The following is a 14,612-nucleotide window of genomic DNA, read 5'->3' as shown; positions in this document are numbered from 1 at the left end:
GGATCAGCCGGTCAAGACAACGCCAGTGCCAGGACGGGCAGTTCACAGCGAGCTTGCCTGCAGGACTGTCCCGCCGGCGGGACAGTCCTACATCCCCTGACACCGTCAGAGGACCTTCAGCATGTGTCAGGGTGCCAAGTGAGAGGTGGCAAGGCGGGTGAAAATCAACTCTGGGGTCATTGCGCGGACATCGCTGCGGTTGCTGAACGACATCGACCTCGACGGGCCTGCCATGGAAAGACCAACTGGCCAGCTGAGCTCGGCAGCCGTGCCATGTGAGAGGCCCACCGGGACAGGTCCCGGGTCGTCGCCGCCTTGATATGACTCGTTCGCCCTGCATTTGAGTCCCGCATCAGCGAGGCCTTTGATGATCCCGTGCTGTCGTGCGGCGGTCAGGTCGTGAGTCGAGCCGGGCAGAGCCGGCGAGGTCCGGAGCAGCCGTCCGACCGTCAGCACCGCCAACTCGGAAAAGGCTCACCGATCGATCATTGATCGTAAAGATAACCCTACGGGCCGTCAGTCCTGCATGTGAATGCTGGGATTTGGAGCGTGGGCGAAGACCGTTCGGAGCGCTCGTGGAGGAACGTGGCGGACACACCTTCGAATGGAGCGTGAGTCGGTGGGCATGCCGGAATTCCAGCACCGGACGCCGGGATCCACTTTGGCACACCGGGCACGGTCACGTGAGAATCGGCCAAGTTCTGGCTGACACAGCGGAGTTGGGAAGACGCAGGCAACCTTGGGAGTGGTAGCCCGCGTTCTCAGGAGTGCGAGAGCCAGGTCTTCCGTGCGTTCATCCACTGCATCCGAGAGGAACCTCTCATGGTCGTGCGTAGGCACCGCACCTTCATCGCCATCAGCGCCGCTCTGATCAGCGCCCCAGCGATGCTTGGTCTTGTTGCATGTGGCCCGGATGATGCCGTGGGCTGCGCACGGGCCGCCGATGCATTGTCTGAAAGCGTCGGCACTCTCGGAGTAGCCGTAAAGGACGCAGTCCTGTATCCGGAGAATGCCGACAAGTCGATCGAGAGGATCAGGAAAAATCTTGACGACATCCGTGCCCAGCACCATGACAAGGACGTACTCAAAGCCATCGACGATATGGAGAAAGCCTTGGACAACGTGAAGGAGTCCGTGGACAACGGCGACAAGACCCCCAACCTCTCACCTGCCATCAGCGCGACCGGAGAGATCACCAAGGCCTGTACCCGCTGATGGTCTGACCAGGGTACGAACGCGAGTCGGAACACTTCCTTGCCTTCGTCGCCGTCGCCTGCACTCTGATCTGCTATCGCCGACCCGGCTAGCAGACCATAGGACAGCTCGCGCCGATGACAACCCATCCAGTTCTGGTAGAAGATCGCGTTTCACGACCTCCTGAGAGCACAGGTCCCGGGGGATCCTGTCGCCGACCGGCTCACGCGATCCTGTTTCCAGGTCGTGATCATCGGCTCGTTCAGCACCCACTGCTCGTCCGATAAGTCGCTCGGATGCGGTGCTCACGCCACGCCTCGAACCCCGGCACATACATGCCGAACGGCCGGCGTGTGCCGCTCAGTACCGCGGACGAGAGATCACGAACCGAGGGGGCAGGGACTTAGAAGTCATCTCATTTGGTTGGGTAAGCTGGCAGTCGTGGCGAGGATCGTTGAGCGGCTGGTGCCGGATGAGTTGTGGGAACTGTTCCAGCGGGTGGTGCCGGATGCGCCCTCGCGGCCCCAGGGTGGGGGCCGACGCCGGCACGGTGACCGCGAAGTGCTGGCCGCAATCGTCTTCGTGGCGACCTCGGGCTGCACGTGGCAGCAGTTGCCGACCGCGTCGTTCGGGCCGTCCGGCGCGACGGCTCACCGGCGTTTCACCGAGTGGTCGAAGGCCCGGGTGTGGGCCAGACTCCACCGTCTGGTGCTCGACGAACTCGGCTCCCGTGGCGAGTTGGACTGGTCGCGGTGCGCGATCGACTCGGTGAACATGCGGGCCCTGAAAAAGGGGAACTGACAGGTCCGAATCCTGTAGACCGGGGTAAGTACGGGTCAAAGATCCACTTGATCACGGAGCGCACCGGACTGCCCCTGTCCATCGGCATCTCGGGCGCCAACACGCACGACAGCCAGGCACTGATCCCCTTGGCGCAGGGCATACCGCCGATCCGATCCCGCCGGGGACCCCGGCGGCGCAGGCCCCGCAAACTCCACGCGGACAAGGGCTATGACTACAACCACCTGCGGCGATGGTTATCCAGCCGAGGGATCCGGCACCGCATCGCCCGCAGAGGCATTGACTCCTCGACCCGTCTGGGCCGCCACCATTGGACCATAGAACGCACGATGTCCTGGCTCGCTGGATGCCGCCGATTGCACCGCCGCTACGAGCGCAAGGCCGAGCACTTCCTGGCCTTCACCAGCATCGCCTGCACCCTCATCTGCTACCGCAGACTCACCAAATGAGATGACTTCTTAACACCCTCTCAGAACAATCCGAAGTCTCCGACGACCCTGAGGCGGTTCAATGTGGCCTCGTCTGGCAGCAACCCTGCCAACAATGCCGGCCACCCCCGTAGCGATGAACGACGTCCAGGCCCGGCAGAACGGGTGCCCTGGCTCCCTGGGGCTTGATCTCTGAGTTTGAGTGTTCGTCAGAGACCTTCTCCGCCACTACGGAGTCCGCCGACGGCTGATCCACGAAGCACCGCCCTGGCCTTGGCCGATGCCACTCAAGCCCACGACGCCAGCACTGACCGGGCTAAATATCTGCGGCCTTGTATTGTCCGCCAAGCTGTCCCTGCCCGCACATGTGTCAAGGTTACTGCTGCGTGGCCGCGAGACTGCGCCAGAGCGCAGACGCAGCAGACGGGTCAGTGGCGAGGATAGCTTCTGCATATTCGTCGAAGACGCCAACGAGGCGACGGCCGTCCTGAGACGCAACAGCAGGGAAGCAACGAGGAATTGCCCTCCGAAGCCCAGTTCTAGGGCGCTGAAACCATGGTGAAACCGAGCTGAATGCGCCTTGCCGCACGCTCTGCGGGATGACGACAACGACCGAGGAACTCGCGATCTCAGCCACCGGGCTGCGCAAGGCTTTTGGGGACAAGACGGTCCTCGACGGCATCGACCTGGCCGTCCCGGCCGGCACCATCTTTTCCCTGCTCGGCCCCAACGGCGCCGGCAAGACCACCGCCGTCAAGATCCTCTCCACGCTCGTCACCGCCGACGCCGGCGAGCTGCGGGTCGGCGGTCACGACCTGGCCACCGACGCGCAGGCCGTACGGGCCGCGATCGGTGTCACCGGGCAGTTCTCCGCCGTCGACGGCCTGATCACCGGCGAAGAGAACATGCTCCTCATGGCGGACCTGCACCACCTCTCCAAGGAGGAAGGCCGCCGTACCGCCGCCGAACTCCTGGAACGCTTCGACCTCACCGAAGCCGCCAAGAAGCCCGCCTCCACCTACTCCGGCGGCATGAAGCGCCGCCTCGACCTCGCCATGACCCTGGTCGGCAACCCACGGATCATCTTCCTCGACGAACCGACCACCGGCCTCGACCCCCGCAGCCGCCACACCATGTGGCAGATCATCCGCGAACTCGTCACGAGCGGTACGACCGTCTTCCTCACCACTCAGTACCTGGACGAGGCAGACCAACTCGCCGACCACATCGCGGTGTTGAACGATGGCAAGCTCGTTGCCGAGGGCAGCGCCGACGAACTCAAGCGACTCATCCCCGGCGGACACGTCCGACTCCGCTTCACCCACCCGAACGTCTACCAATCCGCCGCCGTCGCCCTGCGAGAAGCGACCCGGGACGACGGGGCACTGGCGCTGCGGATCCCCAGCGGCGGCAGCCAGCGCGAACTACGGGCCATCCTCGACTGGGTGAACGCCGCCGGCGTCGAGGCGGATGAGCTGACCGTGCACACCCCCGACCTCGACGATGTTTTCTTTGTCCTGACCGGCGGGCACCGGCATACGCAACCGGTTCAAAGAGACCGTCCAATGAGCACCTAATACTCCAGCAGCACTTTGACGTTTTCCCTGCTCAGGGGCGGTTTGGGTGAGTGTAGTGGGCCGGTTGACGGTCCGTGTCCTCTTTCCCGGGCCGCCCCTCGATCGTGTGCAGCGGCCGCTGACAGTGCAACGGCGGGCGACGGCTTGACGTCGCCTGCGCCAGTGTGACCATCTCAGGGCGCGTGCACTGGTGAGGTGTTGGTGAACGCCGAGGGATGAGTGGCCAGTTGCCAGGAGCCGCCGAACTTCTGCCACGGTGAGGGGTGCGAGGCAGGAACCGTTTCTGCTGCCCCTTTTGCCGCGGCGTCGGCGGCCATGACGGCCAGAAAGGCGTGCGCGAGCATGGCCAGGGTGATGTGTCGCATCCAGCCGGTGTAGCGGCGGACTTCATACTGGTCGAGGCCGCATTCGTTCTTCGCGGCCTGGAAGGCTTCCTCGATGGCCCATCGCATCCCGGCGACGCGTACGAGGTGTTCGACCGTGGTGCCGAGCGGTGCGTGGGCGAGGTAGTAGGCGATCTGATCGGGCTTGCTGATGCTGCGGCGTGCCAGTGCCCACCGCTGGTGGGTGGGCATCTCGCCGTCGAAGTCCTCGATGGATGTGATCTGCAGGGCGGCCCAGTGGTAGACCCGAGGGCCCTTTGCGCCGTCACCGCACGAACGTTGCTCCCAGGCTTCGTCGGGGGCCTGGGAGAAGAGATGATCGATGCGGCCGAAGTGCGGCACCTGCTGGGACTTGGGGACCGCGAGCACATATCCCAGGCCGGTCTCCTCCAGCATGCGGCGCAGCCGCCACTCCTGGCCGTAGGCCGCATCTGCGGTCACCCAGGCGATCGACAGCGGTGAGGCGATCGCGCGCAGCACCATGGTCTTGGCCAGGTCGGGCTTGGTGGCGAAGGGCCGCTCGTCGGGGATGTGGGCCGCGCGGCAGCGGTCGTCGGTCCAGGACTTGGGCAGATACAACTCCCGGTCCACCAGGGCGCGTCCGCGTGTGGTGGCGTAGGCGGCGAACACGCCGATCTGGCAGTTCTCCAGGCCTGAGTGAGATCGGATGGCGTTGTTGTCGTTGTTGCTCATCTGAGGAAGTCGGTGACGTCGGCCGCAAACTCGGTGTGATGCTGGAACAGGATCCGCAGTCAGCTCCATCGGCGGCCCCGAGCCGCGTCGATGCGGGCAATGACCTGCACATTCCGCGCACTTGATCGACTGCACCACCGGACGGGACGCCGCCGGCACGGGCACGGCTCGCTAGAGGAGGCGCCATCGGTGCTCAAGTTCAGCCAGAGCAGGTCAGCAAGAGGACACCGCGTACATGTACTTCCGCATGCAGCCGGTGCCGGGATGTCCCCTACCGATCGACACCGGACCGCACTTGACGCCCGGAATGCCAAATATGTCGCACGCTCAGTGGGCAGGGAAGACAATACTTGCAGCCCGAATTCGCCCCCGATTCGACCCGGACAGTTCGTTCAGCGAGAACACATGCCCTCTGACCTGCGGAAATAAAGAGCGGCAGACGATTCAGGCTATACCGGGCGGTAGTTGTGGAAGAAGGGCGTGTGGCGGCCGCCCTCGTCCTTGGACAGGATGTAGGCGCGGGCCTCGAACTCGACGTGCGGGGTGACCGATCCGGGCTTGATGACGACCTGCCCGCGCTCCACGTCCTCGCGCTTGACCCCGCGCAGCAGCAGTCCGACGTTCTCTCCGGCCCGGCCCTCGTCGAGGAGTTTGCGGAACATCTCGATGCCGGTGACGGTCGTCTTGGTCTTCTGCTCGTGGATGCCGATGATCTCGACCTCGTGGTTGACCTTCAGCACCCCGCGCTCGATGCGGCCGGTGACGACCGTGCCGCGGCCGGTGATGGTGAAGACGTCCTCGATCGGCAGCAGGAACGGCCGGTCCACGTCCCGTACCGGCTGGGGCACGAACTCGTCGACGGCGTCGAGGAGTTCGAGCACCGAGGCGGTCCACTCCGGGTCCCCTTCGAGGGCCTTCAGCGCGGACACCTTGACCACCGGGAGGTCGTCGCCGGGGAACTCGTACTCGGTGAGCAGCTCCCGCACCTCCAGCTCGACCAGTTCCAGGATCTCCTCGTCGTCGACCATGTCCGTCTTGTTGAGGGCGACGACGATGTACGGCACGCCGACCTGCCGGGCCAGCAGCACGTGTTCCTTGGTCTGCGGCATGGGTCCGTCGGTGGCCGCGACGACCAGGATCGCGCCGTCCATCTGGGCGGCGCCGGTGATCATGTTCTTGATGTAGTCGGCGTGTCCCGGGCAGTCGACGTGCGCGTAGTGCCGGCGTTCGGTCTGGTACTCGACATGGGCGATCGAGATCGTGATGCCGCGCTGCCGCTCCTCGGGCGCCTTGTCGATCTGGTCGAACGGCGTGAAGGGGTTGAGGTCGGGGAACCGGTCGTGCAGCACCTTCGTGATGGCCGCTGTGAGAGTGGTCTTGCCGTGGTCGATGTGCCCGATGGTGCCGACGTTCACATGGGGTTTGGTCCGCTCGAACTTCGCCTTCGCCACGGCGAGTCCTCCTGATCACCTCGGTGCTGCCGAGCGTTGCTCCGTCTCTTCATGTCTATTCGTTCGGCGGCGCGTCGAACAGGGCGCTGACGGACTCACCGTTGTGAATGCGACGCACGGCCTCGGCGAGCGCCGGGGCGATGGACAGGATGCGCAGCTTCTCGGTGCGCTCCTCCTCGGGCACCGGCACGGTGTTGGTGCAGACGATCTCCAGTACGTCGGGCTGCTCCCCGATCCGCTTCAGCGCGCCGGACGCGAACAGGCCGTGCGTGCACGCCACTCGGATCGAGCGCGGCCCCAACTCCCGCAGCCGGTCCAGGAGTTCGAGCACGGTGCTGCCCTTGGCGATCTCGTCGTCCAGGACGATGACGTCCCGGTCGGCGATCTCACCGATGACGGAACTGATGACCACCCGGTCGTCCGCGTACCGCTGCTTGGCGCCGGCCGCGACCTGGGCGCCGATCAGTCGCGCGAACGCGGCGGCCTCCTTGGCGTTGCCGAGGTCCGGGGAGACGACGGTGGTGCGGGAGAGGTCGTACTGCCGGAAGTGCGCGGCGAGTTCGCGCAGTGCGTGCAGATGGTCGACCGGCACCGAGAAGAAGCCGTGCACCTGTGGCGAGTGCAGGGTCATGGCCAGGACGCGGCTCGCGCCCGCCGCCACCATCAGGTCGGCGACCAGCCGGCCGCCGAGCGAGATGCGCGGGGCGTCCTTCTTGTCGGAGCGGGCGTAGGAGTAGTGGGGCATGACGACGGTGATCCGCCCGGCGGAGGCGCCGCGCGCCGCGTCGCACATCAACAGCAGCTCCACCAGGTTCTCCTGAACCGGTTTGACGAGCGGCTGGATCAGGAAGACGTCCCGTTCCCGGCAGTTGGCCTGGAGCTGTACCTCCAGACAGTCGTTGGCGAACCGGCTGACCCGGGTCGGGCTGAGCGGTACACCGAGATGCGCGCAGACCTCCTTCGCCAACTCGGGATGGGCATTCCCGCTGAACACGGCGATGTCTCGCACGATCTGCTCCTCGCATGATCATTCCCGGCCGTGCCTCATGCTACTGACCCGCGAGAACGGGTTCCGTACCGCCCGCTCCCGCACGTGTCACGACATGGAGCGGACCGTGCTCCGGAAAGGTCACGAGACGCATGGGACGACGCCGCCGGGAAATGTTGTCTGCGGTCCACCGGTGCTCCCGGCGGGCCGGAACAGTGACTTTTCACCCCTGTGCGCCCTCCGTGCCCCCGTCAGACGGACCGTTCGACCAACAGGTCGGGTCTGACAGGGGATTTGGGGGGCATGCGCATACCGAGGAAGGGAGGGCCGTCCCCATGACGACTTCCATCAGCCGTATAAACCGGCGCATGCCGGTCTGGGCGAAGGTGCTCACCGCCGTCGTCGTCGTGATCGCCGTGCTGTTCGCCGGGCTCCGGCTTGCCGTGATCCCGGGACTGCGGGACATCTTCGGCACCGAGACCCATGACCGTTCGGGTCCGGCTCTGCTCAAGTCCATTCAGGACATGAGCCGTTACGACGCGGCCTCCGGCAACTTCCAGGTCGTGGTGGACCTGGAGAAGGACGCCAAGCTCCTGCCCGACGCGATCCGCGGCACCCGCACGCTGTACGTCGGCGCGGGCACCGTGGAGGGCTATGTCGACCTGGGCAAGCTCGGCAAGCAGGACGTGACGGTCAACAGCGACCGCACGTCGGCAAGCATCAAGCTGCCGCACGCGACACTCGGCAAGCCGGCACTCGACCCGGACCACTCCTACACGGTCTCCAAGCAGCGCGGCCTGCTGGACCGCCTGGGCGACATCTTCTCCGACAACCCCAACAGCGAGCAGGCCGTGCAGAAGCTCGCCTCCAAGCACATCGCCGAGGCGGCGAAGACCAGCGGCCTGACCACGCGCGCCGAGACCAACACCACCAACATGCTCAAGGGTCTCCTCGGCTCGCTCGGCTTCAAGAACGTGAACATCTCGTACAGCGCCTGACCTGTCGCTGCTGAACCTTGGAAAACTGGAGGCCCACCGCATGGCCCGTTCCGTCTCGCGCCTGCGCACCGCCAAGAAGACGGAGGCCGAGTCGAAGCCGACCCGCCCCGAACGCGGACGCCATCAACTGTCCCTCCCCGTCCGTCTGTTCGCGATGCTGATCGGCTTCGTGCTCATGGTGGGCTTCGCCGTCGTACTGGCCAAGCTCACCCTGGAACCCTCCCCGGCGTCCAAGGCCCTGGTGCACACCAATCTGCACCCGGGCCGCTCCCTGAAGGCCTATCTCGACCAGCCGGCCATGCGGGACGCCATCAGGCAGATCGGCGGGAACGTGGTGCTCGGCATCCCGTTCGGGGTGCTGGTGCCCGTGTTCGCGCCACGGGCGCGCGGCATCCTGAAGGTGCTGCTGCTGACGGCGACCGTGATGCTTCTGGTGGAGTTCGCACAGGGCGCGTTGATCACCGGGCGGGCCTTCGACATCGACGACGTCATCCTCAACACCTCGGGCGCGCTGATCGGCTGGGTCCTGCTGGGGCGCCGGCTCGGCCGGGCGGTGCACGCCCGGAAGCCCGCCGCGAAGGCAGCAAGGACATCAAAGGCAGCGAAGGCGCCCAAAGCGCCGAAGGCCGCTTCGTAACGATCACCTACTGGCCCGCAACATTCAACTACTGGTCCGTACCAAGGTATTGACGCTCTCCTTATCTCACTCCTTAAATCAAGAGGCGACGCTTTCACCCCCCACCTCAGTCGGCGTGTCGGTCCCCACGTCCGCCGTACAGAAGGGAATGCCGTGGCCTCCCCACGCGTACTCCGCAGATGCCTCTTCGCCGCCCTGTCCGCCGCACTGGTCGCGTCCGCCGCGATCGGTCCGGCGCAGGCGGCTTCCACGTCGGACGCCCAGGCCGACGCCGTCACGTTCTCCGACACCTTCGACGGGGCCGCCGGCAGTGCCGTCAACTCCTCCAGGTGGACTCAGGAGACCGGCGACAACGTCAACAACCACGAGCGCGAGTACTACACGTCCGGCACCAACAACGCGGCCCTGGACGGCCAGGGCCATCTGGTGATCACGGCCAAGAAGGAGAACCCGGCCAACTACCAGTGTTGGTACGGCACTTGTCAGTACACCTCGGCGCGGCTGAACACCTCCGGGAAGTTCAGCGCGCAGTACGGGCATGTCGAGGCCCGGATGAAGATCCCGCGCGGGCAGGGCATGTGGCCCGCGTTCTGGATGCTCGGCACCGACATCGGGTCGGTCGGCTGGCCCAACTCGGGTGAGATCGACGTCATGGAGAACGTCGGCTTCGAGCCCTCCACGATCCACGGCACCATCCACGGCCCCGGCTACTCCGGCGCCAACGGGATCGGCGCCGGCTACACGCTGGCGAACGGCGCGGCCTTCGCGGACGCCTACCACACCTTCGCCGTCGACTGGGCGCCCAACTCGATCAAGTGGTCGGTCGACGGGGTCGTCTACCAGACCCGTACGCCCGCCGACGTCGGCGGCAACACCTGGGCGTTCAACAAGCCGTTCTTCCTGATCCTCAACCTCGCGGTCGGCGGCGACTGGCCCGGCGACCCGAACAGTGCCACGGCCTTCCCGGCCCAACTGCTGGTCGACTCGGTCTCGGTGACCACGAGTGACACGGCCACCGGCGTGGCCATCAAGGGCCTGGCCGGCAAGTGCGTCGACGTCAACGGGGCGAACTCCGCCAACGGGACCGCCGTACAGCTCTACGACTGCAACGGCTCGGCCGCACAGCAGTGGACGGTGGGATCCGACGGCACGATCCGCGCGCTCGGCAAGTGCCTGGACGTGAACGCCGGCGGCACCGCGGACGGCACCAAGGTCCAGCTCTACGACTGCAACGGCTCCGCCGCACAGCAGTGGGCCGTCAGCTCGGCGAACGACATCGTCAACCCGCAGGCCAACAAGTGCCTGGACGTCACCGGCAACACCTCCGCCAACGGCACGCCGCTGCAGATCTGGACCTGCTCGGGCGGCGCCAACCAGAAGTGGACGGTCGGCTGAGTCCACAGTCCGTAGGGGCTAGTGCGGCAACCAGGTGAACTTGTCCCCGCCGACCCAGCGGACCACGTCCGGGTCGTCCAGGTCGCGGACCGTGATGCCGCACACGGCCGCGACCTCCAGGACGTCGATGATCCCCGTGGCCTCGCAGACCATCTCCCCGTCGATCTGCACGATGCGGAACGGCGGGGTGCCCGGCTGCACCTTGAGCACCATGATCCGCGGAGTCGAGATGTGCGGGCTGGCGATTTCGGTCATGCAATAGAGCCTAGAACGCATCCGGCGGTCGCGAGCGGTCCAAGGTTCCTGGCCAGGGGCCCCTCGCGGGAGGAGGCTCGATGGATCCCGTGCAGGCACTGGACCGGATCGCCTTCCTGCTGGAACGGTCCCTGGCCCCGACCTACCGCGTACGCGCCTTCCGTACGGCCGCCAGGGTCCTCGCGGCACTCCCCGGGAGCGAGGTCGCCGAACGCGCGGCGGCCGGGACGCTGGAGTCCCTCAAGGGCATCGGCCCGAAGACCGCGCAGGTGGCCCGCGAGGCCCTGGCCGGGCAGGTCCCCGCCTATCTGGAGCAACTGGAGTCCGAGGCCCCGGCGCCGTCCGGCCCCGGCGGCGCGGAACTGCGGGCGCTGCTGCGCGGCGACTGCCACCTCCACTCCGACTGGTCGGACGGCGGCAGCCCGATCGAGGAGATGGGCCGTACGGCGGCCCTGCTCGGCCATGAGTGGGCGGTGCTGACCGACCACTCCCCCCGGCTGACCGTGGCTCGCGGGCTGTCCCCGGAGCGGCTGCGCGAGCAGGTGGACGCGGTGGCGGCGCTGAACGAGACCTGGGCGCCGTTCCGGCTGCTGACCGGCATCGAGTGCGACATCCTCGACGACGGCTCGCTGGACCAGGAACCGGAGCTCCTCGACCGGCTCGACGTGGTGGTGGTCTCCGTGCACTCCAAGCTGCGCATGGACGCCCGCGCCATGACCCGCCGCATGGTGGCCGCCGTACGGAATCCGCACGCGGACATCCTCGGACACTGCACCGGGCGGCTGCTGATCGGGCGGAACGGGGGTGCCGCGCGGCCGGAGTCGGTGTTCGACGCGGACGAGGTGTTCGCCGCGTGTGCCGAGTCGGGCACGGCCGTGGAGATCAACAGCCGTCCGGAGCGGCTGGACCCGCCTCGGCGGCTGCTGCGGAAGGCCGCGGACGCCGGGGTGCTGTTCTCGATCGACACCGACGCGCACGCGCCCGGACAGCTCGACTGGCAGATCAAGGGCTGCGCGCGGGCGGAAGAATGCGGGGTGCCCGCCGAACGGGTGGTCACCACCTGGTCGATGGACCGGCTACTGGACTGGACCAATGGCGCGTGATGCACATCACCGCGCACCGAGGCTTAACCAGGAACACTCGCCGATGGCCCCCCGTTGAACAGAACGTGGGTGCGCCCACCTCCTGGCCGCCCCGGCCGTGATTCCCCCGTCGCGGTCGGGGCTTCTCCGTCTCCGGGTTCGCGCGACCGCTCCGCTTGACTTCGAGCGCACTTCAATTCGTAGCGTTTCCTTCATGACCACTGCACAGCACAAGATCGGTTCGGGATTCGGCGAGAAGAGCACCGCCGACGACGTCCTGACGGGCCTCGACCTCGGCGGCAGGCTCGCGATCGTCACCGGCGGCTACTCGGGCCTCGGCCTGGAGGCCACCCGCGCGCTCACCAAGACGGGCGCCCGCGTGGTCGTCCCCGCCCGCCGGCCCGATGCCGCCCGGGAGGCCGTGGCCGGACTGCCCGGCGTCGAGGTGGACGAGCTGGACCTCGGCGACCTGGAGAGCGTGCGCGGCTTCGCCGAGCGGTTCCTCGCCTCCGGCCGGAGCATCGACTTCATGATCGACAACGCCGGGATCATGGCCTGCCCGGAGACCCGGGTCGGGCCCGGCTGGGAGGCGCAGTTCGCCACCAACCACCTCGGTCACTTCGCCCTCGTCAACCGGCTCTGGCCCGCCATCGAGCCGGGCGGCGCCCGCGTGGTCTCGGTGTCCTCGCGCGCCCACCACTTCTCCGGGATGCGCTGGGACGACGTCCAGTGGAACCACGGCTACGACAAGTGGGAGGCGTACGGCCAGGCGAAGACCGCGAACGTCCTGTTCGCCGTCCACCTCGACCGGCTCGCCGCCGACCGTGGCGTCCGGGCCTTCTCGCTCCACCCCGGCGGCATCATCACCCCGCTGCAGCGCCACCTCCCCAAGGAGGAGATGGTGGAGCGCGGCTGGATCGACGAGCAGGGCAACGTGCTCAACCCCGAGGGCTTCAAGACCCCTCAGCAGGGCGCGGCCACCGAGGTGTGGGCGGCGACCTCGCCGCAATTGGACGGCATGGGCGGCGTCTATCTGGAGGACTGCGACATCGCCGAGCCCGCCCCCGACAGCGGCGAGCGCACCGGCGTCAAGTCCTGGGCGACCGACCCGGAGCAGGCGGCACGTCTGTGGAAGCTGTCCGCCGAACTAACCGGTGTGAACGCGTTCACCGGATAGAACCAGGCACAGCCTTACGACCACAGCCTCACGAGCGCAGCCTCACCCAGGCAGCCTTACGCGGGGCCGAGCTCCTTCGGCCCGTACAGGGCCGCGGGCGCGCCGGTCGTCAGCGCCCAGTAGCGGTCCCCGCACGACCAGTGCCACCACTCCGTCGGGTAGTTGACCAGGCCGACCGCACCGAGCGCCCCGCCCAGCACGGCGCGGTTGGTCCTTGCCTCGGCGGTGATGTTGCCGGCGCCGGTGTAGCAGGCACCGTCGCTCTGCTCCGGGTTGGCGTTCATCGGGGTGCCCAGATCGAGTTCGCGGCCGTCGGCGTCGGCGAGGGTCAGGTCGACGGCCGCGCCCGCGGAGTGCGGGGCGATCTCGGGCGGCGACACATAGCGGCTGGCGGCGGACCGGATCCGGTCGGCGGACCAGTCCGGGTGGGCGGCGCGCAGCTCGTCGCCGTAGCCCTCGAAGTAGCGGCGCTGGAGGACCGGCGGTCGGTAGCCCTCGACGAACAGCAGGCGCAGGCCGTCGGGCAGCAGGGCCTCCGCCTTCAGGAGTCGGTCCAACACGCCCCGGCGCAGGAGGAGTTCGGCGCCGCTGTCGGAGTCCTTGTTCTTGCGGTCGTCGACCAGCAGGACGTCGCCCACGTCGACGAGGGGCTCACCGCACTCCTCGACGGGGACCGCGGCGACCCGGGCGTCGGACATCAGGATGATCTCGCTCATGGGGTGATCATCCCGCGAACGCGCGCAGATCCGCGTTCAGTTGCTCGGCGTGGGTGACGAACAGGCCGTGGCCGGCGTTCTCGTACACCCTGAGGGTGGCGTTCGGCGCCAGCTCCGCCGCTCGGCGGCCGGTGAGTTCGAGGGGAGCGGAGGTGTCGTGGGTGCCGTGCACGACGAGGACCGGCAGGTCGATCTTGGCCAGTTCGGGGGCGACGTTCAGAGCGGCGAACGCTTCCCAGAGCTCGGTACCCGCCCGCGCGGTCGAACCGTGGCAGCCTCGGACCATGGACTGCACGTAGGCGTCGGAGAGTTGGTTGCCGGGGCGGTCGAGGGCGAAGAAGGCGTGGGCACCGTCGGCGAAGAACGCGGCGCGGTCCCGCCGGAAGGCCTCACCGGCGGTCCGGACGAGTTGCGGGTCGATCCCGCCCGGGTGGTCCGCGGAGCGTACGGCGCCGGGTGCCATGCCCGCGACGAGCGCCACGCGGGCGACGCGCTCGTCGCCGTGCCGCGTCAGGCAGCGCACGATCTCTGCGGTTCCGAAGGAGTGGCCGACGAGCGTGACCTCGCGCAGATCCAACTCCTCCAGCAGTCCGTGCACATCGTCGGCGAGGCTGTCGAGGTCGAAGCCGCCCCACACATCCTCGGACCGTCCGTGGCCGCGCCGGTCGAACCCGACGCAGCGGAAGCCCTCTTGGGCCAGGGGCAGCATCTGGAACTCCCACATCTCCGTGCCGAGGTAGGAGCTGTTGACGAACACGATCACGGGCCCGTCGGCCGGTCCGTAGTCGATGTGGTGCAGCCGGGCCGCGTCCACGGGGCTGGCGAAGTACGGCATGG

Annotated in this window: 12 protein-coding genes and 3 pseudogenes; 8 read left to right on the top strand and 7 right to left on the bottom strand. The window is 67.4% G+C overall.

Annotation, left to right across the window (positions count from 1 at the left end; translation table 11 throughout):
* Window positions 1-312: 312 nt before the first annotated feature.
* Window positions 313-444, bottom strand: a pseudogene (locus OG223_RS54050) (IS5/IS1182 family transposase); the annotation flags it as partial.
* 378 nt (window positions 445-822) lie between these two features.
* Here OG223_RS54050 and OG223_RS46990 point away from each other — a divergent pair.
* From OG223_RS46990 to OG223_RS46980, 3 genes are all read left to right on the top strand, one after another.
* Window positions 823-1,215 (top strand): hypothetical protein, encoded by a 393-nt coding sequence (locus tag OG223_RS46990; RefSeq protein ID WP_329263115.1) that lies wholly within the window; start codon window positions 823-825, stop codon window positions 1,213-1,215.
* Window positions 1,216-1,644: 429 nt separating this feature from the next.
* Window positions 1,645-2,444 (top strand): IS5 family transposase gene (locus tag OG223_RS46985; RefSeq protein ID WP_329265839.1). Its coding sequence is split into 2 segments (ribosomal slippage): window positions 1,645-1,980 and window positions 1,983-2,444, totalling 798 coding nucleotides; the frame shifts between segments, so codons are not numbered across the junction.
* Window positions 2,445-3,022: 578 nt separating this feature from the next.
* Window positions 3,023-4,000: an ABC transporter ATP-binding protein gene (locus OG223_RS46980; RefSeq protein ID WP_329263112.1), complete on the top strand. Its 978-nt coding sequence runs from the start codon at window positions 3,023-3,025 to the stop codon at window positions 3,998-4,000.
* Window positions 4,001-4,173: 173 nt separating this feature from the next.
* On the opposite strand, the pseudogene OG223_RS46975 reads toward OG223_RS46980, so the two are convergent.
* From OG223_RS46975 to OG223_RS46965, 3 genes and pseudogenes are all read right to left on the bottom strand, one after another.
* Window positions 4,174-5,037, bottom strand: a pseudogene (locus OG223_RS46975) (IS701 family transposase); the annotation flags it as partial.
* A 494-nt stretch (window positions 5,038-5,531) separates the two neighbouring features.
* A pseudogene (gene tuf / locus OG223_RS46970) lies at window positions 5,532-6,527 on the bottom strand (elongation factor Tu); the annotation flags it as partial.
* Window positions 6,528-6,582: 55 nt separating this feature from the next.
* The gene (locus OG223_RS46965; RefSeq protein WP_329263106.1) at window positions 6,583-7,536 is read right to left on the bottom strand and encodes a ribose-phosphate diphosphokinase; all 954 of its coding nucleotides are present in this window, start codon (window positions 7,534-7,536) and stop codon (window positions 6,583-6,585) included.
* Between the two features lie 314 nt (window positions 7,537-7,850).
* On the opposite strand from OG223_RS46965, the gene OG223_RS46960 reads away from it, so the two are divergent.
* The 3 genes from OG223_RS46960 to OG223_RS46950 all read left to right on the top strand — a co-directional run bounded on the left by OG223_RS46960 (window position 7,851) and on the right by OG223_RS46950 (window position 10,545).
* Entirely contained in the window at window positions 7,851-8,513 is a 663-nt protein-coding gene (locus OG223_RS46960; protein ID WP_329263103.1) for a DUF4230 domain-containing protein, read from the top strand.
* A gap of 40 nt (window positions 8,514-8,553) precedes the next feature.
* Window positions 8,554-9,150, top strand: coding sequence for a VanZ family protein (locus OG223_RS46955; RefSeq protein WP_329263100.1), 597 nt, complete (start codon window positions 8,554-8,556; stop codon window positions 9,148-9,150).
* 153 nt (window positions 9,151-9,303) lie between these two features.
* Window positions 9,304-10,545, top strand: a complete 1,242-nt coding sequence (locus tag OG223_RS46950) for a ricin-type beta-trefoil lectin domain protein (protein WP_329263097.1) — start codon at window positions 9,304-9,306, stop codon at window positions 10,543-10,545.
* A gap of 18 nt (window positions 10,546-10,563) precedes the next feature.
* Here OG223_RS46950 and OG223_RS46945 read toward each other — a convergent pair whose 3' ends face one another.
* On the bottom strand, window positions 10,564-10,800 hold the full coding sequence (locus tag OG223_RS46945) for a hypothetical protein (protein ID WP_329263094.1): 237 nt from the start codon (window positions 10,798-10,800) through the stop codon (window positions 10,564-10,566).
* Between the two features lie 80 nt (window positions 10,801-10,880).
* Here OG223_RS46945 and OG223_RS46940 point away from each other — a divergent pair, with 80 nt between their 5' ends.
* Window positions 10,881-11,903 carry a PHP domain-containing protein gene (locus OG223_RS46940; RefSeq protein ID WP_329263090.1) on the top strand — a complete coding sequence of 341 codons (1,023 nt, stop codon included), beginning with the start codon at window positions 10,881-10,883 and terminating at the stop codon, window positions 11,901-11,903.
* 193 nt (window positions 11,904-12,096) lie between these two features.
* Complete coding sequence (locus tag OG223_RS46935; RefSeq protein WP_329263089.1) at window positions 12,097-13,059, top strand: SDR family NAD(P)-dependent oxidoreductase; 963 nt, start codon at window positions 12,097-12,099, stop codon at window positions 13,057-13,059.
* A 56-nt stretch (window positions 13,060-13,115) separates the two neighbouring features.
* Here OG223_RS46935 and OG223_RS46930 read toward each other — a convergent pair whose 3' ends face one another.
* Both OG223_RS46930 and OG223_RS46925 read right to left on the bottom strand, forming a co-directional pair.
* A complete protein-coding gene (locus OG223_RS46930) occupies window positions 13,116-13,775 on the bottom strand; it encodes a M15 family metallopeptidase (RefSeq protein WP_329263086.1) in 660 nt (219 codons plus the stop codon).
* Between the two features lie 7 nt (window positions 13,776-13,782).
* Window positions 13,783-14,610 carry an alpha/beta fold hydrolase gene (locus OG223_RS46925; RefSeq protein WP_329263083.1) on the bottom strand — a complete coding sequence of 276 codons (828 nt, stop codon included), beginning with the start codon at window positions 14,608-14,610 and terminating at the stop codon, window positions 13,783-13,785.
* Window positions 14,611-14,612 lie beyond the last annotated feature (2 nt).

The sequence above is a fragment of the Streptomyces sp. NBC_01478 genome (assembly GCF_036227225.1).
In the GTDB taxonomy this organism is placed as follows: domain Bacteria; phylum Actinomycetota; class Actinomycetes; order Streptomycetales; family Streptomycetaceae; genus Streptomyces.
The sequence above is the reverse complement of the archived record's forward strand: the minus strand, read 5'-3'. Positions and strand labels throughout refer to the sequence as shown.